General features: G+C 70.9%; 20 protein-coding genes. 6 read left to right on the plus strand and 14 right to left on the minus strand.

Annotated elements, in window-relative coordinates; genetic code table 11:
• Positions 1–27: 27 nt before the first annotated feature.
• The 5 genes from JRG78_RS07915 to JRG78_RS07935 form a co-directional block, all read right to left on the minus strand.
• Positions 28–1,815 carry a peptidoglycan D,D-transpeptidase FtsI family protein gene (locus JRG78_RS07915; protein WP_259606183.1) on the minus strand — a complete coding sequence of 596 codons (1,788 nt, stop codon included), beginning with the start codon at positions 1,813–1,815 and terminating at the stop codon, positions 28–30.
• A 25-nt stretch (positions 1,816–1,840) separates the two neighbouring features.
• Positions 1,841–2,404: a hypothetical protein gene (locus JRG78_RS07920; protein WP_259606184.1), complete on the minus strand. Its 564-nt coding sequence runs from the start codon at positions 2,402–2,404 to the stop codon at positions 1,841–1,843.
• Positions 2,401–3,339 carry a 16S rRNA (cytosine(1402)-N(4))-methyltransferase RsmH gene (gene rsmH, locus JRG78_RS07925; protein WP_259606185.1) on the minus strand — a complete coding sequence of 313 codons (939 nt, stop codon included), beginning with the start codon at positions 3,337–3,339 and terminating at the stop codon, positions 2,401–2,403. The genes JRG78_RS07920 and rsmH overlap by 4 nt, the downstream gene beginning before the upstream one ends.
• A 95-nt stretch (positions 3,340–3,434) precedes the next feature.
• Positions 3,435–3,866: a division/cell wall cluster transcriptional repressor MraZ gene (gene mraZ / locus JRG78_RS07930; protein ID WP_259606186.1), complete on the minus strand. Its 432-nt coding sequence runs from the start codon at positions 3,864–3,866 to the stop codon at positions 3,435–3,437.
• A gap of 294 nt (positions 3,867–4,160) precedes the next feature.
• Positions 4,161–4,559: a DUF3040 domain-containing protein gene (locus JRG78_RS07935; protein ID WP_259606187.1), complete on the minus strand. Its 399-nt coding sequence runs from the start codon at positions 4,557–4,559 to the stop codon at positions 4,161–4,163.
• Between the two features lie 93 nt (positions 4,560–4,652).
• Here JRG78_RS07935 and JRG78_RS07940 point away from each other — a divergent pair, with 93 nt between their 5' ends.
• Positions 4,653–5,756 carry a polyprenyl synthetase family protein gene (locus JRG78_RS07940; protein WP_272653803.1) on the plus strand — a complete coding sequence of 368 codons (1,104 nt, stop codon included), beginning with the start codon at positions 4,653–4,655 and terminating at the stop codon, positions 5,754–5,756.
• A gap of 25 nt (positions 5,757–5,781) precedes the next feature.
• On the opposite strand, the gene JRG78_RS07945 is transcribed toward JRG78_RS07940, so the two are convergent.
• Entirely contained in the window at positions 5,782–6,120 is a 339-nt protein-coding gene (locus JRG78_RS07945; RefSeq protein ID WP_259606188.1) for an Rv2175c family DNA-binding protein, read from the minus strand.
• A gap of 223 nt (positions 6,121–6,343) precedes the next feature.
• On the opposite strand from JRG78_RS07945, the gene JRG78_RS07950 reads away from it, so the two are divergent.
• Both JRG78_RS07950 and pknB read left to right on the plus strand, forming a co-directional pair.
• Complete coding sequence (locus tag JRG78_RS07950) at positions 6,344–7,354, plus strand: LysM peptidoglycan-binding domain-containing protein (RefSeq protein WP_259606189.1); 1,011 nt, start codon at positions 6,344–6,346, stop codon at positions 7,352–7,354.
• 84 nt (positions 7,355–7,438) lie between these two features.
• The gene (pknB, locus tag JRG78_RS07955; RefSeq protein ID WP_259606190.1) at positions 7,439–9,391 is read left to right on the plus strand and encodes a Stk1 family PASTA domain-containing Ser/Thr kinase; all 1,953 of its coding nucleotides are present in this window, start codon (positions 7,439–7,441) and stop codon (positions 9,389–9,391) included.
• A 226-nt stretch (positions 9,392–9,617) separates the two neighbouring features.
• Here pknB and JRG78_RS07960 read toward each other — a convergent pair whose 3' ends face one another.
• Together JRG78_RS07960 and JRG78_RS07965 are read right to left on the minus strand one after the other, a co-directional pair.
• Positions 9,618–10,955: a class II 3-deoxy-7-phosphoheptulonate synthase gene (locus JRG78_RS07960; protein WP_259606191.1), complete on the minus strand. Its 1,338-nt coding sequence runs from the start codon at positions 10,953–10,955 to the stop codon at positions 9,618–9,620.
• A 62-nt stretch (positions 10,956–11,017) separates the two neighbouring features.
• Entirely contained in the window at positions 11,018–11,716 is a 699-nt protein-coding gene (locus JRG78_RS07965) for a lysophospholipid acyltransferase family protein (RefSeq protein WP_259608163.1), read from the minus strand.
• A 116-nt stretch (positions 11,717–11,832) separates the two neighbouring features.
• On the opposite strand from JRG78_RS07965, the gene JRG78_RS07970 reads away from it, so the two are divergent.
• Complete coding sequence (locus JRG78_RS07970; RefSeq protein ID WP_259606192.1) at positions 11,833–13,659, plus strand: AMP-dependent synthetase/ligase; 1,827 nt, start codon at positions 11,833–11,835, stop codon at positions 13,657–13,659.
• 78 nt (positions 13,660–13,737) lie between these two features.
• Here the strand turns inward: JRG78_RS07970 and def are convergent, their stop codons facing one another.
• The 3 genes from def to JRG78_RS07985 are packed head-to-tail and all read right to left on the minus strand — an operon-like array spanning position 13,738 to position 19,832.
• Positions 13,738–14,229, minus strand: coding sequence for a peptide deformylase (gene def, locus JRG78_RS07975; protein WP_259606193.1), 492 nt, complete (start codon positions 14,227–14,229; stop codon positions 13,738–13,740).
• Positions 14,226–16,382, minus strand: a complete 2,157-nt coding sequence (locus JRG78_RS12580; protein WP_336297676.1) for a MinD/ParA family ATP-binding protein — start codon at positions 16,380–16,382, stop codon at positions 14,226–14,228. Before JRG78_RS12580 ends, def begins: the two co-directional genes overlap by 4 nt.
• 42 nt (positions 16,383–16,424) lie before the next feature.
• Entirely contained in the window at positions 16,425–19,832 is a 3,408-nt protein-coding gene (locus JRG78_RS07985; RefSeq protein ID WP_272653269.1) for a pyruvate carboxylase, read from the minus strand.
• Between the two features lie 90 nt (positions 19,833–19,922).
• On the opposite strand from JRG78_RS07985, the gene JRG78_RS07990 reads away from it, so the two are divergent.
• Entirely contained in the window at positions 19,923–20,735 is an 813-nt protein-coding gene (locus JRG78_RS07990; protein WP_272653270.1) for a ParA family protein, read from the plus strand.
• A 27-nt stretch (positions 20,736–20,762) separates the two neighbouring features.
• Here the strand turns inward: JRG78_RS07990 and JRG78_RS07995 are convergent, their stop codons facing one another.
• The 3 genes from JRG78_RS07995 to JRG78_RS08005 form a co-directional block, all read right to left on the minus strand.
• The gene (locus JRG78_RS07995) at positions 20,763–21,308 is read right to left on the minus strand and encodes a MerR family transcriptional regulator (RefSeq protein ID WP_259606195.1); all 546 of its coding nucleotides are present in this window, start codon (positions 21,306–21,308) and stop codon (positions 20,763–20,765) included.
• Positions 21,309–21,422: 114 nt separating this feature from the next.
• The gene (ftsR, locus tag JRG78_RS08000; protein WP_259606196.1) at positions 21,423–22,112 is read right to left on the minus strand and encodes a transcriptional regulator FtsR; all 690 of its coding nucleotides are present in this window, start codon (positions 22,110–22,112) and stop codon (positions 21,423–21,425) included.
• Complete coding sequence (locus JRG78_RS08005; RefSeq protein ID WP_259606197.1) at positions 22,112–22,597, minus strand: FHA domain-containing protein; 486 nt, start codon at positions 22,595–22,597, stop codon at positions 22,112–22,114. The genes ftsR and JRG78_RS08005 overlap by 1 nt, the downstream gene beginning before the upstream one ends.
• Positions 22,598–22,719: 122 nt before the next feature.
• Here JRG78_RS08005 and lpdA point away from each other — a divergent pair, with 122 nt between their 5' ends.
• Positions 22,720–24,117, plus strand: coding sequence for a dihydrolipoyl dehydrogenase (gene lpdA / locus JRG78_RS08010; RefSeq protein ID WP_259606198.1), 1,398 nt, complete (start codon positions 22,720–22,722; stop codon positions 24,115–24,117).
• Positions 24,118–24,121: the final 4 nt, after the last annotated feature.

The following is a 24,121-nucleotide window of genomic DNA, read 5'->3' on the forward strand; positions in this document are numbered from 1 at the left end:
TGTCTCCATGCGCGGCGGAGGGCCGGCTCAATCGAATTTGGGAAGCGGTTCGTCCATCGGCTGCGAGGACGGGGCGATCCGGTAGGTCTTCAGCACCTGGGTCATCGCCTTCTGGAAGGCCGACGCGGTCGCCGCGGAAGACCTCAGCCTAGTCGGCTCGTCCATGCTCACCACGACGATGTACTTCGGATCCTCGATCGGCGCCATGCCGACCATGCTGGTGTAGTACACCCCGGCCTTGTATCCGCCGTTGCCGTCGGTCTTCTGCGCGGTGCCGGTCTTCAGCCCGACCCGGTACCCCGGGATCTGCACCTGCTCGTTCAGACCGCCCTGGACGGCCACGTTCTCCAGCATCCGCCGCAGCTGAGCCGCGGTGTCGGCGGAGACGACCCGCTCGCGACCGGGATCGGCGGCCTCCGTGACGGTTCCGTCGGCACCGGTGCACGACTCGACGAGGGACAGGTCGATCTTCTCGCCGTCATTGGCGAGAGCCTGGTACGCGCCGGCGAGCTGCGCCATCGTGATCGTGTAGGCGCCCTGCCCGAAGGTGCTGGTGTAGAGGGTCTGGTTGTCCCAGCGGAGCGGGTCGGTGAGCATCCCCTCCTCCTCGAAGGGGAAGCCGACCGCGGTGGGCCGGCCGACCCCGAACCGCTCCAGGTACTCGCCGCGCACCTCGGGCGCCACCATGGTGCCGAACTTGGACATCGACACGTTGGACGAGTCGATGAGCGCCCCGGCCAGCGTGTACTGAGAGACGCCGTGGCGGAAGGGGTCGTTGATGACCGCGCCGTTCGGGAAGACCTCGCGGTCGGCGGCCGACACCGTCGACAGCGGCGTGGCGGCGCCCTGGTCGATGAGAGCGGCGGCCGTGATCGCCTTGAACGTCGAACCGGGCTCGTACGCGTCGGAGAAAATCTGCGACCTCCAGTGCGCCGGGTCGACCGCCTCGATGTCGTTCGGGTCGACCGCGGGGTACTCCGCGGCGGCGCGGATCTTGCCGGTCTCCGCCTCGACGACGGTGACGGTCGCGCCCTTCGCGCCCTGCAGCTGCGCCTCCTCGGCGATCATCTGCTGCAGGTACCAGTTCAGGTCGCTGTCGATCGTGAGCTTCACCGTGCCGCCGTCGACCGCGGGCGTGACGCGCTCGCTTCCAGGGATGATCACCCCGTCCTTGCCGCGAAGGAACGACCGCTCGCCGTTGGTGGGCGCCAGGCATTCGGCCTCGAGGCGCTCGACGCCGTACTGCGCCTCGCCCTCCCCGTTCAGGAAGCCGATCATGTTCCCCGCGACCGCGCCGTTCGGGTACACCCGCACCGAGCGGGGCGGCATGTGCAGGTAGGGCAGGCCGAGCTCGCGCAGATCGAGGTACTGCTGCGTGGACAGGCCGCGGGCCAGCTGCACCCAGCGCGACTGCGGGTTGGCGACGAGCGCGTCCGCGACGAGCGCGCGCACCTCGTCGCCGCTCTTGCCGATGACGTCGGCGATCCGGTCGCTGGCCTCGGCCCAGGGCAGGTCCGGCCGATGCTCCTCGTCCTCCTCGAGCTGCGTGATCACCAGCGGGTCGAGCTCGGCGTCGTAGACGAATGCGCTCGAGGCCAGCACGGTCCCCTTCTCGTCGACGATGTCGCCGCGCGCGCCGGCGATCGTCTGGGTCGAGCCGAGCTGGCCGACGCTGAGGGAGTCGGCCACGTGCTCATCGGCACGGACCACCTGGATGTCGACGAGGCGGACGATGAAGGCGGACAGCACGGCGAGGATGACGGCGAGGGCGGCGACGGTGCGGCGGCGGGGGCCGCGCGTTGCTCGTGTCGTCATGCTGCGGTCTCCGTCCGGGTGATGGCTAGCGGGTCGTGGGGGTGGGCAGTCCGTCGCTGAGGGCGGGCGGGGCGATCGGGCCCTGCACGTCCTGGGCCGTCGAGTCGGCGATCTCCCCGGAGCCCACCAGCGCCCCTTCGGGCGCCAGCAGCGCGTTGCCCACCGCACTGGGCCCGTTCGGGTTCACGGTGGACCGGCCGTCGGCGCTCTGGCTCGCCCCCAGTATCACACCGTCGCTGAGGCGCAGGTAGGAGGCGGAGCCGGCGACGACGAGACCCAGGGCATCCGCCTTGCTGGCCAGCGACTGCGGCGAGCTGAGCGCGACGATCTCCTCACTGAGGGCCTGCTTCTCCAGGGTCAGCGCGCGCTGCTGCGCGGTGAGCTCGGCGAGCACGAACGAGTCCTGCGTGGCGGCGAGGGACAGGCCCATCTGCGCCGCCCCGATCGCGAGCGCGCCGCCGACGGCGAGCAGGGCGTAGGCGAGCTTCGGCCGCCGGCGGCGGTCGGGCTCGGGGACGGCCTGCAGTCGGCGGACCGGGGCCGCGATCGGCTCCGTCCGCGGCTGCGCGCGCAGCGCCTGGAGGCTCATGGCTTCTCCCTCAGCTTCTCGGCGGCGCGCAGCCGCACCGGGATGGCGCGCGGGTTGCGGGCGCGCTCTTCGTCGCTCGCCTGCTCGGCGCCCTTGGTCAGGGTGCGGAACCGGGGGGCGTGCTCGGGCAGCTCGACCGGGAGCCCGGCGGGCGCGGTCGAGGCGGATGCCGCGGCGAAGGCCTGCTTGACGAGCCGGTCCTCGAGCGACTGGTAGGACATCACCGCGATGCGACCGCCCACGGCGAGGGCGTCCATCGCGGCCGGGATCGCGTCGGCGAGGACGCTGAGCTCGGCGTTGACCTCGATGCGCAGCGCCTGGAAGACGCGCTTGGCGGGGTGGCCGGCCCGTTGCGCGGCGGCCGGGGTGGCTGCCACGAGCAGGTCGACCAGCTCGCCCGACCGGGTGATGGGCTTCTCGGTGCGGGCCTGGACGATGAACCGGGCGTACCGTGCCGCGAGCTTCTCCTCGCCGTAGCGTTCGAAGATGCGGCGCAGCTGCCCCTCGCTGTACTCGGCGAGCACCTGCGCGGCGGTCATCCCGCGGGTCTGGTCCATCCGCATGTCGAGCGGGGCGTCCTTGGCGTACGCGAAGCCGCGCTCGGCCTCGTCCAGCTGCAGCGAGGAGACGCCGAGGTCGAAGAGGATCGCCGAGGCGCCCTGCGCGTGCAGGCCGATCTCGTCGTACACGGCGTGCACGAGAGCGATGCGGTCGGCGAAGGGCGACAGCCGCTCCCCCGCGATGCGCAGCGCGTCCGTGTCGCGGTCCAGGCCGATGAGGCGGATGCCGGGGAAGCGCTCCAGGAACGCCTCGGCGTGGCCGCCCATGCCGAGTGTGGCGTCGACGAGGACGGCGCCGTCGCGGTTCAGGGCGGGGCCGAGCAGCTCGATGCAGCGCTCGAGGAGGACCGGGGTGTGGATGTCGCGGAGGTTCATCTCTCTTCCGGGGACCTCCGGCTCTGATTCCTCTCCGCTCGACCCGGCACCGGGGAAGTGTGTCGGGGCGGAGCGGCGAGGCATCACAGCCGTGGTCAGAACAAGCCCGGGATCACCTCCTCCTCCAGCTCGGCATAGGTCTCTTCGTTGCTCTCCAGGTACGCGTTCCAGGCCGCGGCATCCCAGATCTCGGCGTGGGCGCCGACTCCGGTGACCACCAGCTCCTTCTCCAGCCCCGCGTACTGCCGGAGGTGGGCGGGGATGGTGATCCGGTTCTGGCTGTCCGGCATCTCGGCGCTCGCGCCGGAGAGGAACAGCCGCAGGAAGTCACGGGCCTGCTTGTTGCTCAGGGGCGCCTGCCGGATCCGTTCGTGCACGGCCTCGAACTCGGCCGTGCTGAACACATACAGGCAGCGCTCCTGACCTCGAGTGACGACGATGCCGCCGGCCAGGTCCTCACGGAACTTCGCGGGGAGGATGACACGCCCTTTGTCGTCGAGTTTCGGCGTGTGCGTCCCCAGCAACATCGGCCATCACCCCCTCTGTGCTCCGGCCTGACTCGAGGTGCACCCCACTTTACTCCACTTCCCTCCACTTTCCTACGGTCGCGCGCCACTTTCTGGAGCCGGATCGCGCCCCGGACGCAGAGAACCCCCGTGATTCCGCGGAATCACGGGGGTGGAGCGCACTGGAGGCGCAGTGGAGGGCGGGTGGAGGGGGCGGGGAGGAGGACCGCAGGCGACGCTTGCGGAGGATCCCGACCCCTCCGGAAACGACGAAACCCGGATGCTCAGCATCCGGGTCTTCGTGACGGGGTGGGCTCAGCGCTCCTCTTGGCGCCGATCCCAGCGGTCGTTCAGCCGGTCCATGAACGAGCCCGAGCCCTTCGGCTTCGGGCCGCGCCCGCGGGACGGATCGGATCCCGAGGCACCGGACGCGGAGCGCCGCACCGGGGTGAAGGCGAGCATGACGCCCGCCAGCATCGCGAGGAAGGCCAGCACGCCGACGACGATGCTGGCGACGGGTCCCAGCCGGCCGCCGAGGGCGACCGCCGCGATGAGTCCGCCGATGCCTGCGAGCAGCAGAAGGGCGCCGTAGACGAGGTTCCGGTAGCTCAGCGCACGGTCCCCGGATGGCGCGCTCACGACATCGGCATCGTTCTGGAGGAGATGGCGTTCCATCTCGTCGAGCAGACGCTGCTCCTGTTCGGAAAGAGGCATGTCCGTCCCCCTCGGGTCAGTCCTTCCAGTCTACGCTCGTTCGGAAGCAGCGGCTAGCCGGAGAGCCCCTGGATACCTGCATCTAGGCTGGGAATCGTGCCCTCCTCTCCGGTCATCGACGCGGTCTCCGCGCACCTCGCCGCCTTCGTCTCCGACGTGCGTGCGGACGGTGCCCAGTACGGTCCGGATGCGGCCCTGTTCATGGAGTCCGCCGCCGCGACGCTCGAGGGCGGCAAGCGGCTCCGCGCCCGCTTCTGCCACAGCGGATGGGCGGCCGTCGCCCGCGCCCGCTCCGCCGAGGCGACCGAACCGGCGGCGCTGTGGGATCTGGCCGCATCCCTGGAGGTCTTCCAGTCCGCGGCGCTGGTGCACGACGACCTGATCGACAACTCCGACACCCGCCGGGGCCGGCCCGCCACGCACCGGGCGCTGGAGTCCGCGCACCGGCGGGAGGGCTGGGACGGCGACGCCGAGTCCTTCGGGCGCGCCTCCGCGGTCCTGCTCGGCGATCTGCTGGTGGCCTGGAGCGACGATCTGATGGAGCAGGCGATCTCGGGGCATCCGCAGGCCGCCGCGGTGCGGGCGGAGTACGCGCGGATGCGCCGGGACGTCACGGTCGGGCAGATGCTGGACATCGCCGAGGAGTCGGCGTGGAGCGCGCACACCGACGAGATGCACCTGGAGCGCGCGCTGCGGGTGGCCTCCCTGAAGTCGGCGCGCTACAGCGTGGAGCAGCCGCTCCTGCTCGGCGCCGCGCTGGCAGAGGCGGATGCCGGGCAGCGCGACGCGCTGCGCGCCTTCGGGCATCCGATCGGGATGGCCTTCCAGCTGCGCGACGACGTGCTCGGAGTGTTCGGCGACGAGGCGCTCACCGGGAAGCCGGCCGGGGACGATCTGCGCGAGGGCAAGCGCACCGTGCTGGTGGCGCTCACCCGGCAGCGGCTCTCCGGCGCGGACCGGGCCGCCCTGGACGCCGCGCTCGGCGATCCCGGGCTCGACCCGGCACAGGTGGAGCGGATGCAGGACGCCATCCGCTCCAGCGGAGCGCTCCAGCGCGTCGAGGCGATGATCGCCGACTACGTCGCCGCTGCGGATGCCGCCCTGGACGATGCCGCACGGGAGGGCGTCGCACTCGAGGCATCCGCTCTCGAGGAGCTGCGGCGGCTCGCCCACGCCGCGACCACGCGGACGTCCTGACCACGCGGATGTCGCTACGAGGGGCTCAGGCGAGGGTCCGGGCGACCCGGCGTACCTCGCTCTTGTGCCCCGCGAGCAGCGCCGCGATCGGCGTGCGGCCGAGGGTGTCCTCCTCGGCGAGGAGCCAATCGATCACCTCGTCGTCGTCGAAGCCGGCGTCGTGCAGCGCGATGATCGTGCCGCGCAGGGACGGCAGCGGGCCGTCGTCGACGAGGAAGATGGCGGGCACGGCGAGCGGGCCGTGACGGCGGGATCCGACGAGGTAGTGCTCGTCGAGCAGGCGGCGGACACGTCCGGGGGTGACACCCAGCGCCTCCGCGACCTCGGGGACGGTGAGCCACTGCACGGCGTCGCTGTCGGACACGGGATCGTTCTCGGAAACAGGGTCGTTCTCAGAAACAAAGTCGTTCTCAGGAACAGGGTCGTTCTCAGGCACGAGCCCACTATCTCACCTCCGCGCGCGCCGCTCATCCCGGGCCGACGGCGTCGTCACCACGCATCCGTCACATCAGTCACACGCGTCACTCCTGTTGACAACTGTTTACAGCCGTGCCAGCGTGTCGTGAGTGAGAAGCAAGGGGGAATCCGTGATACTTCGCCACCGGACCATCCGCGAGCACGGTCTGCGGGTCGGGCTGCCGGCCGCCGTGATCGGCACGCTCGCCGCGACCCTGACCGCCGCGCCGGCGGGGGCCGAGACCGGGCCGCTCGCGGTGCCCGCGGCGTCGCTGCCGCGCCCGGCGCAGCACCCGTCCCCCGCGACCGCCGCCCTCCCGCACCACGCCGCTCGCCTGGCGCCGACCTCGGCGGCGCCCGCCTCGTACACCGTCGCCCCCGGCGACACGGTGTACGGGATCGCTCGCGCCCACGGCACGTCGGTCGCCGCGATCATCGCCGCCAACGGCCTCGGCCCCGACGCGATCATCTACCCGGGCCAGCAGCTCCGCATCGGCGGGGCCGCTCCCGTCCCCGTCGCCGCGTCGACCCCCGCGCCGGCGGCCGCCCCCGCACCGGCCACGCCCGCCGACACGCACACCGTCGTCGCGGGCGACACGCTGTTCGGGATCGCCGCGAAGCACGGCACCACGGTGGCGACCCTCCTGGCCGCCAACGGACTCGGCGAGGGCGCGATCATCTACCCGGGCCAGACGCTGCGACTCACTCCCCCGCCGAACGCGCAGCGCTTCGCGACCCTCGATGCGGAGCAGGCGGCCAACGCCTCGCTGATCATCCGCATCGGCCGGGAGCTCGGCGTGCCCGACCGCGGCATCGCGATCGCCCTCGCCACGGCGATGGTGGAATCGTCGCTGCGGAACCTCGACTACGGCGACCGCGACTCGCTGGGCCTGTTCCAGCAGCGGCCCAGCCAGGGCTGGGGCACGCCCGAGCAGATCCTGGACGCCGACCGCAGCACCCGCGTGTTCTACGGCGGCTCCGGCGACCCGAACGGCCACGCCTCGCGCGGCCTGCGCGATCTCAGCGGCTGGCACGAGATGGGCTTCAGCGAGGCGGCACAGGCCGTGCAGATCTCCGCCTACCCGGACCGCTACGGACAGTGGGAGCAGCAGGCGCACCAGTGGCTGGCCGGTCTCAGCTGAACCCGGGCATCCGTCACCGGATCGAAACCTTGCAGCGGTGAGCCGTTGCCGGGGCTCACAGGCGCTTGTTCATAGACTCTCCCTGTGACGACCAATCAGCAGGCCGACCCCCTCATCGGGCGGCTTGTCGACGGCCGTTACCGGGTGCGAGCGCGCATCGCCCGCGGCGGCATGGCCACCGTGTATGTCGCCACCGACATGCGTCTCGAGCGCCGCATCGCCCTGAAGGTCATGCACGCGCACCTCAGCGATGACTCGGCGTTCCAAAGCCGGTTCATCCAGGAGGCCCGCGCCGCGGCCCGCCTCGCCGACCCGCACGTCGTGAACGTCTTCGACCAGGGTCAGGACGGCGAGCTCGCGTACCTGGTGATGGAGTACCTGCCCGGCATCACGCTGCGCGAACTGCTCAAGGAGCAGAAGCGTCTCACGGTCACGCAGACCATCACGATCATGGACGCCGTGCTGGCCGGGCTCGCCGCCGCGCACCGCGCCGGCATCGTGCACCGCGACGTGAAGCCGGAGAACGTGCTGCTTGCCGAGGACGGCCGCATCAAGATCGGCGACTTCGGGCTCGCCCGCGCGACCACGGCGAACACCGCCACCGGTCAGCAGCTGCTCGGCACGATCGCGTACCTCGCGCCCGAGCTCGTCACCCGCGGCACGGCGGATGCCCGCAGCGACATCTACGCGCTGGGCATCATGCTGTACGAGATGCTCGTCGGGGAGCAGCCGTACAAGGGCGAGCAGCCCATGCAGATCGCGTTCCAGCACGCCACCGAGCAGGTGCCGCGCCCCAGCATCCGCAATCCCGGGGTGCCGGAGGCCCTCGACGAGCTCGTGCTGTGGGCGACCGAGAAGTCCCCCGACGAGCGCCCCTCGGATGCGCAGGAGATGCTCGACCGGCTGCGCGAGATCGAGCGCGAGATCGGCGTGACGCCGGTGGTGACGACCACCACGGCGCACGGCGGCGGCGGTCTCGACTCGGGCGCGGTCACCACCGTGCTCCCCGGGGCCACGGCGGTGATCGGGCGGCAGACCGGCGAGGCACCTCTCGCCGACGCGGACAACGCCACGCTGCTGCGCCGGCGCACCGCACGGCGCCGGGCGCGCGGTGCGTTCCTGCTCTCGCTCGTGCTGCTGCTGGCGGTGCTCGCCGGCGGCGTGGGCTGGTGGTTCGGCTCCGGGCCGGGATCGCTGGTGGCGGTTCCGGCGGTCGCCGGGATGACCTACGAGGAGGCGGCGGCCGCGCTGGAGGAGGACGGGTTCATCCCGGCGCGCGCGGAGGAGAACTCCGTCGAGGTGCCGGCCGGGATCGCGATCCGCTCGCAGCCCGGCGAGGGGGAGCGCCTCGACCAGGGCGCGGAGGTCACGGTGGTGGTCTCGGCCGGACCTGCCGCGCACACCGTCGAGCCGCTGAACGGGAAGACCGAGACGGAGGCGCGGGAGTACCTGGCGAGCCTGAACGTCACCGTGGCCGAGGAGTCGCTGCGGATGTTCTCGCGCGCGGACCGCGACACCGTGATCAACGCGTTCGTCACGCCGCGCGCGGGCGGGGAGGCGTACGGATGCGGCGAGGGGTGCGACCTGTTCGAGGCCGACAGCGTGGAGCTGTACGTCTCGGTGGGCGCGTTCCCCGATGTGTCCGGGATGTCGGTGGAGGAGGCGACGCGCACGCTCACCGAGCACGATCTGCAGGTATCGTCGGAGCCGCAGTACGCCTTCAGCGACGAGCTCGACAAGGGCATCGTGATCGGCGTCGCGGACCGCGCCGAGGAGGGCAACTGGCGTCTCGGCGACACGGTGACCCTCATCGTGTCCAAGGGCCCGGAGCTCTTCCCGGTGCCCGACGTGACCGGTCAGACGCTCGCGCAGGCGAAGGCCGAGCTCGAGGAGCACGGCTTCACGGCGACCTACGCCGCCTGGGGCGACCTGCCTGGATTCGCCGATCTCGCCCAGGTCACCGCGCAGGACCCGGGCTCGGATGCCTCCCTCCCCCGCGGCGGCACCGTGAAGCTGACCATCCAGCTCAGCGGCTGACCCAGCACAGCGCGACCGAGACGAAACGCCCCCCGAACGGATGCCACGCTTCCGGTCGTTGAGCGAGGACGCGCGCAGCGCGACCGAGACGAAACGCCCCGCCCCGGATGCTGAGCGCGTCAAAGCATCCGCACCCCACGACCGGTCACCGACCGACCGGCGCAACAGTGCGTTTCGTCTCGCTCCGCCTCCGGCGGTGCTCGCTCAACGACCGGAAGGGGACTACCTAGCGCTTCTCGAGCTCCTCCGCGACGAGGAAGGCGAGCTCGAGGCTCTGCATGTGGTTCAGGCGCGGGTCGCACAGGCTCTCGTAGCGCGTCGCCAGGCCGGCCTCGTCGATCTGCTCGGAGCCGCCCAGACACTCGGTGACGTCGTCACCGGTGAGCTCGACGTGGATGCCGCCCGGGTACGTGCCCACGGCGCGGTGGGCCTCGAAGAAGCCGCGCACCTCGTCGATGACATCGTCGAACCGCCGGGTCTTGTACCCCGTCGGCGTGGTGATGCCGTTGCCGTGCATCGGGTCGGTGACCCACAGCGGGTTGGCACCCGAGTCCTTCACGGCCTCGAGCAGCGGCGGCAGCGCGTCGCGGATCTTGCCGGCGCCCATGCGGGTGATGAAGGTGAGCCGGCCGGGCTCGCGCTCGGGATCGAGCTTGTCGATGAGGGCGAGCGCGGTCTCCGGCGTGGTGGTCGGGCCCAGCTTGACCCCGATCGGGTTCCGGATGCGGGAGAAGTAGTCCACGTGCGCACCGTCGAGGTCGCGCGTGCGCTCCCCGATCCAGAGGAAGTGCGCGGAGGTGTTGTAGGGCGTGTTGGTGCGCGAGTCGATCCGGGTCATCGGGCGCTCGTAGTCCATCAGCAGACCCTCGTGCCCGGTGTAGAACTCGACGCGCTTGAGCTCGTCGAAGTCGGCGCCCGCGGCCTCCATGAACTGGATGGCGCGGTCGATCTCGGCGGCCATGCGCTCGTAGCGCTGGTTGGCCGGGTTCTGCGCGAAGCCCTTGTTCCACGAGTGCACCTCGCGGAGGTCGGCGAAGCCGCCCTGGGTGAACGCGCGGATGAGGTTCAGGGTGGATGCCGCGGTGTGGTAGCCCTGCAGCAGGCGCGAAGGGTCGGCCTGCCGGGACTGCTCGGTGAAGTCGTAGCCGTTGACGATGTCGCCGCGGTAGGCCGGCAGCGTGACGTCGCCGCGGGTCTCGGTGGCGCTGGAGCGCGGCTTGGCGAACTGCCCGGCCATGCGCCCCATCTTCACCACGGGCATCGAGGCGCCGTAGGTGAGCACGACCGCCATCTGCAGCACCGTCTTGATGCGGTTGCGGATCTGGTCGGCGGTGGCGCCGGCGAAGGTCTCGGCGCAGTCGCCGCCCTGCAGCAGGAACGCCTTCCCTGATGCCGCGCGGGCCAGCCGGTCGCGGAGGTGGTCCACCTCACCGGCGAACACCAGCGGGGGCAGCGCCGCGATCTGCGCGGAGATCTCGGAGACGCGCTCGGCGTCGGGCCACTGGGGCTGCTGCTTGATGGGGAGGGATCGCCACGCGTCGAGGTCAGGGTGCGAGGGAAGCATCCTCTCAGCTTAGTGCGGGTCCGGAGGTGCCGATCGCGCTGTGACGCCCGTTCGGAGGCGGCTCAGCGGCGCCTGCCCGCGCGCACCGGGAGGCGATCCTTCACCGTCGACGCGTACACGTCCTCGTACTCCTGCGCGCCGAGGCGCTGCAGCGCCACCATGATCTCGTCGGTGACCGAGCGGAGGATGTACCGGTCGTTCTCCATGCCGGCGTAGCGCGAGAAGTCGAGCGGCTCCCCGATCACCACGCCGACGCGCATCACCTTCGGGATGCGCTGCCCGATCGGCATCGCCGTGTCGGTGTCGACCATGATCACCGGGATCACCGGCACGTGCGCCTCCAGCGCCATGCGTGCGATGCCGGTGCGTCCGCGGTACAGCTTGCCGTCCGGGCTGCGCGTCCCCTCCGGGTAGATCCCGAGCAGGTGGCCGCGGCCCAGGACCTGCAGGCCGGTGTTGAGAGAGGCCTCGGATGCCTTGCCGCCGGAGCGGTCGATGGGCAGCTGGCCCGTCGCCTTCATGAAGAAGCGGGTCGCCCAGCCCTTCAGTCCGCGGCCGGTGAAGTAGTCGCTCTTCGCGAGGAACGACATCGGGCGATCGATCATGAGCGGAAGGAAGATCGAGTCCGAGAAGGACAGATGATTGCTGGCAAGGATGGCGGCCCCGGTCGCGGGCACGTTCTCACGACCCACGATCCAGGGGCGGAAGACCGCCTTGATCAGGGGCCCGAGCACGATGTACTTCATCAGCCAGTAGAACATCGCCTTGCAGTCTAGCGCCGCGGATGCCTGCGCGACCCAGTTCCACATTCTGTGCGACTGAATCCCATGGCCTAGACTCAGTGCATAGCCGCCCGTCCGGTACCGAAGGAGCTGCCGTGGTCCAGTTCGAAGTCCCCGCGATCGTCCCTGCCGACCCCGAGGCCAACATCACCGATCTGCTCGAGAAGCGCGTCGAGTCCACGCCGGACCGTGCCCTGTTCGCCGTGCCGGAGGGCGACGGCTGGCGCGACATCAGCGCCGCGGACTTCCGCACCGCCGTGGTCGCCCTGGCGAAGGGATTCGTCGCGGCCGGCGTGCAGCCCGGCGACAAGATCGGCTTCCTCGCCCGCACCACCTACGAGTGGACGCTGGTCGACTTCGCGCTGTTCTACGCCGGCGCGGTCATGGTCCCGATCTACGAGACCAGCTCCCCGGCGCAGATCCAGTGGATCCTCGAGGACTCCGGTGCGGTCGGCCTCATCGTCGAGTCCGCCGACCACTACGCGCGGGTGGACGAGGTGCGCGGCGACCTCCCCCTGATCCGCGAGGTGTGGCAGCTGCACCTCGGCATGATCGACACCCTCACCGCACGCGGAGCGGAGGTGGAGGATGCCGAGATCGAGCGGCGCCGCAGCCTCGCCGTCGGTTCGGACATCGCGACGCTCATCTACACGTCCGGCTCGACCGGGCGCCCCAAGGGGTGTGTGCTCACGCACAGCAACTTCGTGGAGCTGACCCGCAACGCCGCCAAGGCTCTGGACGCCGTCGTGGCGACGCCGGGCGCCTCGACGCTGCTGTTCATCACCACCGCGCACGTGTTCGCCCGCTTCATCTCGATCCTCAACGTGCACGCCGGCGTGCGCACCGGGCACCAGCCCGACACCAAGCAGCTGCTCCCGGCGCTCGGCAGCTTCAAACCGACGTTCCTGCTCGCCGTCCCGCGCGTGTTCGAGAAGGTGTACAACTCCGCGGAGCAGAAGGCCGAGGCGGCCGGCAAGGGCAAGATCTTCCGCGCCGCGGCCGCCGTCGCGGTGGAGCACTCCCAGCTGCGCGAGGAGGGGAAGAAGATCCCCCTCGGCCTGAAGCTGAAGTTCGCCCTGTTCGACAAGCTCGTGTACGCCAAGCTGCGCCACGCGATGGGCGGCAACGTCGTGTACGCGGTGTCGGGCTCGGCTCCCCTCGGACCGCGGCTCGGTCACTTCTTCCACAGCCTCGGCGTGGTGATCCTCGAGGGCTACGGCCTCACCGAGACCACGGCGCCGGCCACCGTCAACCTCGCCGACAAGTCGAAGATCGGCACGGTCGGCCCGGCGCTGCCGGGCGTCGGCATCCGTCTCGCCGAGGACGGCGAGATCGAGGTGCGCGGCATCAACGTCTTCAAGGAGTACTGGAAGAACCCGGAGGCCACCGAGGCCGCCTTCCACGACGGCTGGTTCCGCACCGGCGACATCGGCAGCATCGACACCGAAGGGTTCCTCACCATCACCGGGCGGAAGAAGGAGATCATCGTCACCGCCGGCGGCAAGAACGTCGCCCCGGCCGCGCTGGAGGACCCGATCCGCTCCAACCCCATCGTCGGCCAGGTCGTGGTCGTCGGCGACCAGCGCCCGTTCATCTCCGCGCTGATCACCCTCGACCCGGAGATGCTGCCGACCTGGCTGGCTAACAACGGGCTGCCGGCAGACATGCCGCTCGCCGAGGCCGCGAAGAACGAGACCGTGCGGGCCGAGGTGCAGCGAGCCGTGGACCACGCGAACAAGGCCGTCTCGCGCGCGGAGTCGATCCGGAAGTTCACCATCCTGCCGATCGAATGGACCGAGGCCAGCGGACACCTCACCCCGAAGATGTCGATCAAGCGGAACGTGATCCTCAGCGACTTCGCCGACGAGATCGACCGCATCTACGACGAGCCGGTGCAGACCACCAACGTCTCCCTCGGCTGACGCTCGCTCAACGACCAGGTGGGGCTGCGCCCGCGAGACGGATGAGCGCTACACCCGTTCGACGACCGGGTGCCCGTGTCAGAACCAGTCGCTCTCGCGCACCTGGCGCATCGCCAGCCGGCGCGTCTCCCCCTGGAGGCGGGACAGGTACACCGTGCCATCGAGATGGTCGGTCTCGTGCTGCAGGGCCTGGGCCAGCAGCCCCTCCCCCTCGAGCACGACCGGATTCCCGTCCAGATCGATGCCCTCGACCCGCGCCCACGGATGCCGCGGCGTGTCGTGCCAGAGCCCGGGGACCGAGAGGCATCCCTCCCCGGTCGGCACCGGCTCGCCGCGCACCTCGGTGAGGACCGGGTTGATCACGTACCCGATGTCGCCGTCGATGTTGTAGCTGAACGCCCGCTGCGCCACCCCGATCTGGTTGGCAGCGACGCCCGCGCGCCCGGGCACCGCGACGGTGTCGAGCAGATCGGCGATGAGAGCGCGCACGCCCTCGTCGATCTCCTCGATCGGCGCGCACACGGTGCGCAGGACGGGGTCGCCATACAGGCGGATCTCGCGGACCGTCATCGCGCCGCCTCCCGCAGGCCCTCGACCAGGCGGGCCGCGAGCTCACGAGCCGCACGCCGGGTCTCCGGCTGCAGGCTCTGGAAGTCGATCGCTCCCCCGCCGGCGATCTGCGGGTCGTAGGGGATCCTGACGACGTGCTTCGCGCGGGTGGCGAAGTGCGTCTCCAGCTCGTTCAGCCGCACCAGCGGGGATCCGGGCGTGGACTGATTGAGCACGACGATCGCCTGCCGGGCGAGCTCGGTGCGCCCGTTGGTCTCGAGCCAGGTGAGCGTCTCGGACGCCAGCCGCGCCTCGTCCACGCTGAGCCCGGACACGATCACGAGCTGGTCGGCGAGGTCGAGCATCGCGCCCATCACGGAGTGCACGATGCCGGTGCCGGAATCGGTGATCACGAGCGAGTAGTACTGCGCGGCGACGGCGGCGACGTCACGGTAGTCGGCATCGCCGAACGCCTCGGAGACGTGCGGGTCGGTGTCCGAGGCGATCACGTCGAGGCGCGTCTCGTCGCGCGCGACGATCGCGGAGATGTCGTGGAAGCCGCGGATGTCGTCCTGGATGCGGACCACGTCGCGCACCGAACTGCCGTGGTGCGTTCCGACGACGCGCTCGGCGAGCGTGCCGCGGTCGGGGTTCGCGTCGATGGCGACCACCCGGTCGTCGCGGGCGTCGGCGAGCGCCATGCCGAGCAGGGCGGTGACCGTGGTCTTGCCGACGCCGCCCTTGCGCGAGAGCACGGGCACGAAGCGGGCGGTTCCGGTCAGCGGCGCCGCGATGCGGGCGGTGAGCTCCTTGCGGGCCTTGACGCGCTTGCCGTCGCCGATGTTGATGCGCCGGCCGGAGAGGGTGTAGAGCAGGCGGCTCCAGGGTCCCTCGGGTTCGGGCTTCGCCACGCGGTGCGGATCGAGCAGGCGGTCGGCGGTGAGCAGGTCGGCGCTCTCCCGCGAGGTATCGCCGAGGTCCTCGAGACGCTTGGCCGTGAGCGTCACCTCGCGCGCGGGGACTTCGGATGCCGCGCGCGGCGCATTCGGACGATCGTCGGTGTCCACGGGTCGCTCCTCCTGGGTCGGGGTGCCGGGCCTGCGGGCCGCGGCCGCCGCGACGGCGGCTCTCGCCGCGGCGAGCCCGTCGGCGATGGTCTGCCGCTCGGCGGTGTGCCGCTCGTCAGGCGTCGCGGACAGAGATGCGGCGGCCGGCGATGGGACGGAGCGGATGCCGGCTGCCGGCGCGCCGGCGGTGTCGATGTCGGCGTCCTCGGCGTCTTCGAGATCCGCGTCGTCGAACTCGGCCACGTCGTCGACGTCCTCGTCCGCGCGTTCCCGCAGCTCCACCTCGTCGCCCGCGAACCCGGCGTCCTCGACCTCGACGTCCTCCTCCTCGAGCTCGGCGCCTTCCTCCTCCGGCTCCGCGTCCTCGGCACCCTGAGCCTCGAGCTCGGCGCCGTCGCCCTCGAGGTCCGCGTCTTCGGCAGCGTCGTCCTCGAGGTCCGCGTCCTCGGCAGCCTCGGCCTCGAGCCCGGCGCCCTCGTCCTCGACCTCGACGTCCTCGACCTCGGCGTCCTCGACCTCGGCGTCCTCGACCTCGGCGTCCTCGTCTTCGAGCCCGGCGCCCTCGTCCTCGTCCTCGACCTCGGCGCCCTCGGCGTCCGCGGCGTCGTGCGCGACCTCGAGACGACCGTCTTCGGCATCCGTGGGCGCGTCGTCCGCGGACCGGGCCGCAGGACCGGCGCCCTCCGCCGCAGCGTCCTCGGGATCGACGGCTTCAGCCTTGACGGCTTGGACTTCGGCCTCGGTTTCGACCTCGGCCTCGGTTTCGACCTCGGCTTCGTCCTCGTCGACCGGCGCGGACCCGGCATCCGTTGCTGCCTCGTCCGCACCTGCCGGGAGTTCGATCACGATCTCGGGCGTCTCCTGCTGGATGCGCGCAATCGTGTCCGGGTCCGCGACCGCGGAGGTGTCGATGATGAGGTCGGTGGGGATCTCGCCGTCGACGACGCCGTCGTCCACGAGGTCGTCGTCCTCCTCCGCGGGCAGGCTGACGCTCACCTGCGCCGTGCCGCCGAGGATGCCGAGGCTGGTGGTGTCGATGGATGGGGTCTCGTCGAGGACACCCAGTTCGTCGTCGGCCTCCGGCTCGTCGGTCTTCTTCGGCGTCACTGTTTCACTCCAAGCTTGTGCGAGCTTCTCGCCCGCACAAGGTTAGTGCGACGGGCGGATGACGACCAAAAGATCCCCCGCCTCCACCTGCTGGGTCGACGCGATCGCGAGCCGCTCGACGACGCCGTCGACGGGGGCCGTGATCGCGGCCTCCATCTTCATCGCCTCGATGGAGGCGACCGGCTCCCCGGCCCGCACCTCGGTGCCCTCCTCGACCTTGAGCGTCACCGCACCGGAGAACGGCGCGGCGACCTGACCCGGCTTCGACGTGTCGGCCTTCTCCGCCTCGTGCGCCTCGACCGCGATCGAGCGGTCGCGCACCGCCACCGGGCGCAGCTGCCCGTTCAGGGTGGTCATCACCGTGCGCATGCCCTTCGGGTCGGCCTCGCCGATCGCCTCCAGGCCGACGTACAGGCGGACGCCGCGCTCGATCTCCACCACGTGCTCGGCACCCGGCACCAGCCCGTACAGGTAGTCGGCCGTGTCCAGCACGGACAGGTCGCCGTACTCGTCCCGGTTCTGGCGGAAGATCCGGGTGGGACCGGGGAACAGCAGCTCGTTGAGCATCCCCCGGCGCTCCTCGGACGAGCCGGACAGCGCGGCCGCCTGCTCGTCGGTGATCGGCGTGATCGCGGGCTTCACCGAGCGCCCGGCGAGCACCTTGCTGCGGAACGGCTCCGGCCATCCGCCCGGCAGGTCGCCGAGCTCCCCCGCCATGAACCCGACCACCGAATCCGGGATGTCGTAGCGCTCGGGGTTGCGCTCGAAGTCGTCCGGGTCGGCCTTCACCGCCGCGAGATGCAGGGCGAGGTCGCCGACCACCTTCGAGGACGGCGTCACCTTCGGCACCCTGCCGAGGATGCGGTTCGCCGCGGCGTACATGTCCTCGATGAGCTCGAAGTCGTCGGCCAGACCGAGCGCGATCGCCTGCTGCCGCAGGTTGGACAGCTGACCGCCCGGGATCTCGTGGTGGTAGACCCGGCCGGTGGGGCCGGGCAACCCCGACTCGAACGGACGGTAGAGGTGGCGGGTCGCCTCCCAGTACGGCTCGAGGTCTGCGGCGGCCTGCAGGTCGATCCCGGTGTCGCGCTCGGTGTGCGCGAGGGCCGCGACCAGGGCAGACAGCGGCGGCTGACTCGTCGTTCCCGCCATCGGCGCGGACGCCGCGTCTACGGCATCCGCCCCCGCGTCGCTCGCGGCGAGCAGCGTCGCGAGCTGTCCGCCGGCGGTGTCGTGCGTGTGCACGTGCACCGGCTGGTCGAACCGCTCCCGCAGCGCGCGCACGAGCTTCGCCGCGGCGGCGGGTCGCAGCAGGCCTGCCATGTCCTTGATGGCGATGACGTGCGCACCGGCGTCCACGATCTGCTCGGCCAGGCGCAGGTAGTAGTCGAGGGTGTACAGATCCTCCGCGGGATTGAGCAGGTCCCCGGTGTAGCAGAGGGCGGCTTCGGCGACGGCGGTGCCGGTGGCGAGGACGGCGTCGATCGCGGGGCGCATCTGCGAGACGTCATTCAGCGCGTCGAAGATGCGGAAGATGTCCACGCCGGTGGCCGCGGCCTCCGCGACGAACGCGTCGGTCACCTCGGTCGGGTACGGCGTGTACCCGACCGTGTTCCGACCGCGCAGCAGCATCTGGATGTTGATGTTCGGCAGCGCCTCGCGCAGCGCGGCCAGCCGGTCCCACGGGTCCTCGGCGAGGAAGCGAAGGGCCACGTCGTAGGTGGCACCGCCCCACGCCTCCACCGACAGCAGCTGCGGGGTCATCCGGGCCACGTAGGGCGCGACGGCGACGAGGTCCTTAGTGCGCACGCGCGTCGCCAGCAGGGACTGGTGCGCGTCGCGGAACGTCGTCTCGGTGACCGCCAGCGCGGTCTGCGCGCGCAGGTCGGCGGCGAACCCGGCCGGTCCGAGCTGCTGCAGCCGCTGCCGCGAGCCCGCCGGCGCCGGCTCCCGCACGTCGATCGGGGGCAGCTTCGACGCCGGCGGGGCGGCCAGCGGGTTCTCGCCATGCGGCTTGTTCACCGTGGTGTCCACCAGCCAGCGCAGGATCTTCGTGCCGCGGTCCTTCGAGGGGCGGCTGCGCAGCAGCTGGGGGCGCTCGTCGATGAACGAGGTGGAGAGGTCCCCGGCGAGGAAGGCCGGGTCCTCGAGCACGCCCTGGAGGAACGGGATGTTGGTGGAGACGCCGCGGATGCGGAACTCGGCGAGGGCGCGGCGGGCGCGCGAGACGGCGCTCTCGAAGGTGCGGCCACGGCAGGTGAGCTTCGACAGCATCGAATCGAAGTACGGGCTGACCTGGGCGCCGGCGGCGGTGGTGCCGCCGTCGAGACGGATGCCCGCGCCACCGGGCGACCGGTAGGTGGTGATCTTGCCGGTGTCCGGGCGGAACCCCCGCGTCGGGTCCTCGGTGGTGATCCGGCATTGCAGCGCCGCGCCGCGCAGGTGGATGTCCTCCTGCTCCAGTCCCAGCTCGGCCAGGGTCGCGCCCGCCGCGATCTGCATCTGGGCCCGCACGAGGTCGACGTCGGTGACCTCCTCGGTGACGGTGTGCTCCACCTGGATGCGCGGGTTCATCTCGATGAAGACCACCTCGCCGGCACGGGGACCGGCTGTCTCGAGCAGGAACTCCACGGTGCCGGCGTTCTGGTAGCCGATCGACTCGGCGAACGCCACGGCGTGGCGGTGCATCGCCTGACGGATGCCGTCGTCGAGGTTCGGCGCCGGCGCGATCTCGATCACCTTCTGGTGCCGCCGCTGCACCGAGCAGTCGCGCTCGAAGAGGTGCACGATGTGCCCGTGCCCGTCGGCGAGGATCTGCACCTCGACGTGACGCGGGCGCAGCACCGCCTGCTCGAGGAACATCCGCGGGTCGCCGAACGCGGCATCCGCCTCGCGCATCGCCTCGGCGAGGGCAGGAGCGAGCCCCCCCTTCGTCTCCACGCGCCGCATGCCGCGGCCGCCGCCGCCGGCGACCGCCTTCGCGAACAGCGGGAAGCCGATCTCGTCGGCCTGCGCGACCAGCTCCTCGACGTCGCTCGAGGCCTCGGTGGACCCCAGCACCGGGACACCAGCCCGGATGGCGTGCGCCTTGGCTGCCACCTTGTTGCCCGCCATCTCCAGCACGCGCGCCGGCGGGCCGATGAACGCGATGCCGTTCGCGGCCGCCTTCTCGGCGAGTTCGGGGTTCTCGGACAGGAACCCGTAGCCCGGGTAGATCGCGTCGGCGCCCGCCTCGAGGGCGACGCGGACGATCTCGTCCACGTCCAGGTAGGCCTGGACCGGATGCCCGCGCTCCCCGATCTCGTAAGCCTCGTCGGCCTTGAGCCGGTGCAGGGAGCCTCGGTCCTCGTAGGGGAACACCGCGACTGTGCGCGCCCCCACCTCGAATGCCGCTCGGAATGCCCGGATCGCGATCTCGCCGCGGTTGGCCACCAGGATCTTCTGGAACATGCACACCTCTGTCTGCTCGATGTGCGCGGTGCGCGCACAGGGGCCGGGGCTGAGTGTGTGTCCAGACTAGGGCACGGTAACGTGGTGTCCGTGCACGTACTCAGCGTCAGCTCCCTGAAGGGAGGCGTCGGGAAGACCACCGTGACCCTCGGTCTGGCCTCCGCCGCCTTCGCCCGCGGCATCCGAACCCTCGTCGTGGACCTCGACCCGCAGTCGGACGTCTCCACGGGCATGGACATCCAGATCGCCGGGCGCCTCAACGTCGCCGACGTCCTGGCCAACCCGAAGGAGAAGGTCGTCCGTCAGGCGATCACCACCAGCGGCTGGGCGAAGGTGCATCCGGGGACCATCGACGTGCTCATCGGCAGCCCATCCGCGATCAACTTCGACGGCCCGCACCCGAGCGTCCGCGACGTGTGGAAGCTGGAGGAGGCGCTGGCCACCGTCGAGTCCGAGTACGACCTCGTCCTCATCGACTGCGCGCCCTCGCTGAACGCGCTCACCCGCACCGCCTGGGCGGCCAGCGACCGCGTCATGGTCGTCACCGAGCCGGGGCTGTTCTCCGTCGCCGCGGCCGACCGCGCGCTGCGCGCGATCGAGGAGATCCGCCGCGGCCTCTCCCCCCGCCTGCAGCCCCTGGGCATCGTGGTGAACCGGGTGCGCCCGCAGTCGATCGAGCACCAGTTCCGGATCAAGGAGCTGCGCGACATGTTCGGTCCGCTGGTGCTCGCCCCGCAGCTGCCCGAGCGCACCTCGCTGCAGCAGGCGCAGGGCGCCGCGAAGCCGCTGCACATCTGGCCGGGCGATTCCGCGCAGGAGCTGGCGGCGGACTTCGATCAGCTGCTGAACCGCATCATCCGCACCGGCCGGGTGCCGGTTCCGGAGGCCGGGCCGCAGGCCTGACCGGGTTGTCGACTGTCGGCCGGTCCGTCAGGCGGTGCGCTTCGCGCGACGAGCGGCGAGCTCGTCGACGGGATCCGGCGCGGTCGGGTCGAACTCGACGAGCGTGGACTCGACTTCGCGGAGCACCTTGCCCACCGCGATGCCGAACACGCCCTGACCGCGGCTGACGAGGTCGATGACCTCGTCGTTCGAGGTGCACAGGTACACCGAGGCGCCGTCACTCATCAGCGTGGTGCCGGCGAGATCACGGATGCCGGCGGCGCGCAGCTGCTCCACGGCGGTGCGGATCTGCTGCAGCGAGATGCCGGTGTCGAGGAGGCGCTTGACGAGCTTCAGCACGAGGATGTCGCGGAACCCGTAGAGGCGCTGCGAACCCGAGCCGCTGGCGCCGCGCACCGTGGGCTCGACGAGCTCCGTGCGCGCCCAATAGTCCAGCTGACGGTAGGTGATGCCGGCGGCGCGAGCGGCCACCGCACCGCGGTAGCCGACCTCGTCATCCATGGCCGGAAGCCCGTCCGTGAAGAGGAGCTCGGTCACGAACCGCGGGTCGCCGGAGAGCTCATCCGCATTCATCTCTGTCCTCCTTGAACGGTTACCTCAACGCTAAAGCAGCACCCCCGCAGCGGCAACGACATCCGTGATCGGGCGAAGGTGTGTCGCAACCAGTTCGTTACGAAACCGCGCCGGTCACGACACCACGCGGGCGAGCGCCTGCTTCACCAGCAGCGCCCGCACCTCGCCGATCCGGGCCGCCAGCTCCGGGGCGAGCTCGCCGGCCCTGCCGCGGGATGCGGCGTCGGTGCGGCGCAGCAGCGAGGAGAGGGCCGACTCGATCAGGGCGACCTCACGCTCGGCGGACTGGCGCAGCGCGCGCAGGTGCCGGGGCTCGATGCCGTGCCGGCCGAGCGCCACCAGCTCTCGCAGCAGCGTCGCGGCCTGCTCGGGGTAGGTCTCCGCGGCCGGGATGAGCCCGGCCGTGACCGCCTCGTTCAGCAGCTGCGGGGCCGCGCCGGTCGCGGACAGCAGCTCGTCCCGGCGGTAGCGTCGCGCCGCGGGCGCGATCGAGCGCGGCACGACGTCGCTCCAGGCGGTCCCGCGCGCCTCGGCCTCGTCGAGCTGCTCGCGGATCACGCTCAGCGGCAGGTAGTGGTCGCGCTGCAGGATGAGCGCGGTGCGCAGCCGTTCGACATCCGACGGCGAGAACTTGCGGTACCCGGACTCGGTGCGCGACGGCGTGACGATCCCCTGGACCTCCAGGAACCGCAGCTTGCTCGAGGTGAGCTGCGGGAACTCCGGCGTCAGCCGCGCCAGGACCTGGCCGATGCTCAGGAGGCCCGTGGGCGCGGAGCGCTCCCGGGCCGCACGCACTGCCGCCATCAGGCGTTCGCCGCCGCGAGGTCGACCGGCGAGGCGAAGAAGTTCAGTCGGAACTTCCCGATCCGCAGCTCGTAGCCGTTGGCCAGGCTGCTGCGGTCGACGCGCTCCCCGTTGACGTAGGTGCCGTTCAGCGACCGCTGGTCGATGATCTCGAACGCGGTGCCGGAGCGGGTGATCTCGGCGTGACGACGCGACACCGTCACGTCGTCGAAGAAGATGTCCGCCTCCGGGTGGCGGCCGACCGTCGTGACGTCGGTGTCGAGGAGGTACCGCGCGCCGGCGAGGGCGCCGGAGCGGACCAGCAGCAGTGCGGAGCCCGAGGGCAGAGCGGCGATCGCGGCCTGCTCGGCATCCGTCAACTCCACGCCGAAGGGCACGAAGGACAGATCGGAGTCGTGGCCGAATGTCTGCGTCACGTCGTGCCGCTGCTCGCCGCTGCGGTGGATCGCGCCATCGGCGCCGATCGGGCTGTCGCTCTCTGTCACGGGTTCCCTCCTCGATCCCCAGCCTATCCGATCCCCTCCGCCCGGCGGGAGGAGTCTCCCGGCATCCGCAGGCACCTTGTCGCACTGCGTCGTCGCGCACCTCGGGACGATAGGCTGAGGGCATGCCACACTACGATGTCGTCATCCTCGGCGCGGGCCCTGGCGGCTACGTCGCCGCCGTCCGCAGCGCCCAGCTCGGCCTGTCCACCGCCATCATCGAGGAGAAGTACTGGGGTGGTGTGTGTCTGAACGTGGGCTGCATCCCCTCCAAGGCCCTCCTGAAGAACGCCGAACTCGCGCACACCCTGAAGCACAAGGCCGACTTCTTCGGCATCTCGGGTGAGTTCACGATCGACTACGGCAAGGCGTGGGACCGCAGCCGCGTCGTCGCGGACGGCCGGGTCAAGGGCATCCACTTCCTGATGAAGAAGAACAAGGTCACCGAGTACGAGGGCCGCGGCACCTTCACCGGCCCGAAGGCCATCTCGGTGGCCAAGAAGGACGGCTCCACCGAGGAGGTCACCTTCGACAACGTCATCATCGCCACCGGCTCCACGGTCCGCCTGCTTCCGGGTGTGCAGCTCAGCGACAACGTCGTCACCTACGAGGAGCAGATCCTCTCCCGGGAGCTCCCCGAGTCGATCGTCATCGTCGGCGCCGGCGCCATCGGCATGGAGTTCGCCTACGTCATGTCGAACTACGGCGTGAAGGTGACGATCATCGAGTTCCTCGACCGCGCGCTCCCCAACGAGGACGCGGACGTGTCGAAGGAGATCACCAAGCAGTACAAGAACTACGGCATCGAGATCCTCACGTCCACCAAGGTGGAGTCCGTGGTCGACAACGGCTCGTCGGTCACCGTCACCTACACCGGCAAGGACGGCCAGCAGGGCTCGATCGAGGCCGGCAAGGTGCTCATGTCGGTCGGCTTCGCTCCGAACGTGAACGGCTACGGCCTGGAGAACACCGGCGTCAAGCTCACCGAGCGCGGCGCCATCGAGATCGACGACCACATGCGCACCAACGTCGAGGGCATCTACGCCATCGGCGACGTCACCGCGAAGCTGCAGCTCGCCCACGTGGCCGAGGCGCAGGCGGTCGTCGCGGCGGAGACCATCGGCAACGCCGAGACGATGACGCTGGGCGACTACCGGATGATGCCGCGGGCGACGTTCTGCTCGCCGCAGGTCGCCTCGTTCGGTCTCACCGAGCAGCAGGCGAAGGACGAGGGCCGCGAGATCAAGGTCGCGACCTTCCCGTTCATGGCCAACGGCAAGGCGCACGGCCTGGGCGAGCCGGTCGGCTTCGTGAAGCTCATCGCGGACGCCGAGCACCTCGAGCTGATCGGTGCGCACATGGTCGGCCCGGACGTGTCGGAGCTCCTGCCCGAGCTGACCCTGGCCCAGAAGTGGGACCTCACCGCTCTGGAGCTGGCCCGCAACGTGCACACCCACCCGACGCTGTCGGAGGCGCTGCAGGAGGGCTTCCACGGCCTCGCCGGTCACATGATCAACTTCTGACACG

Origin of the sequence: Microbacterium sp. EF45047 (genome assembly GCF_028472845.1) — a bacterium.
Lineage (GTDB): Bacteria > Actinomycetota > Actinomycetes > Actinomycetales > Microbacteriaceae > Microbacterium > Microbacterium neungamense.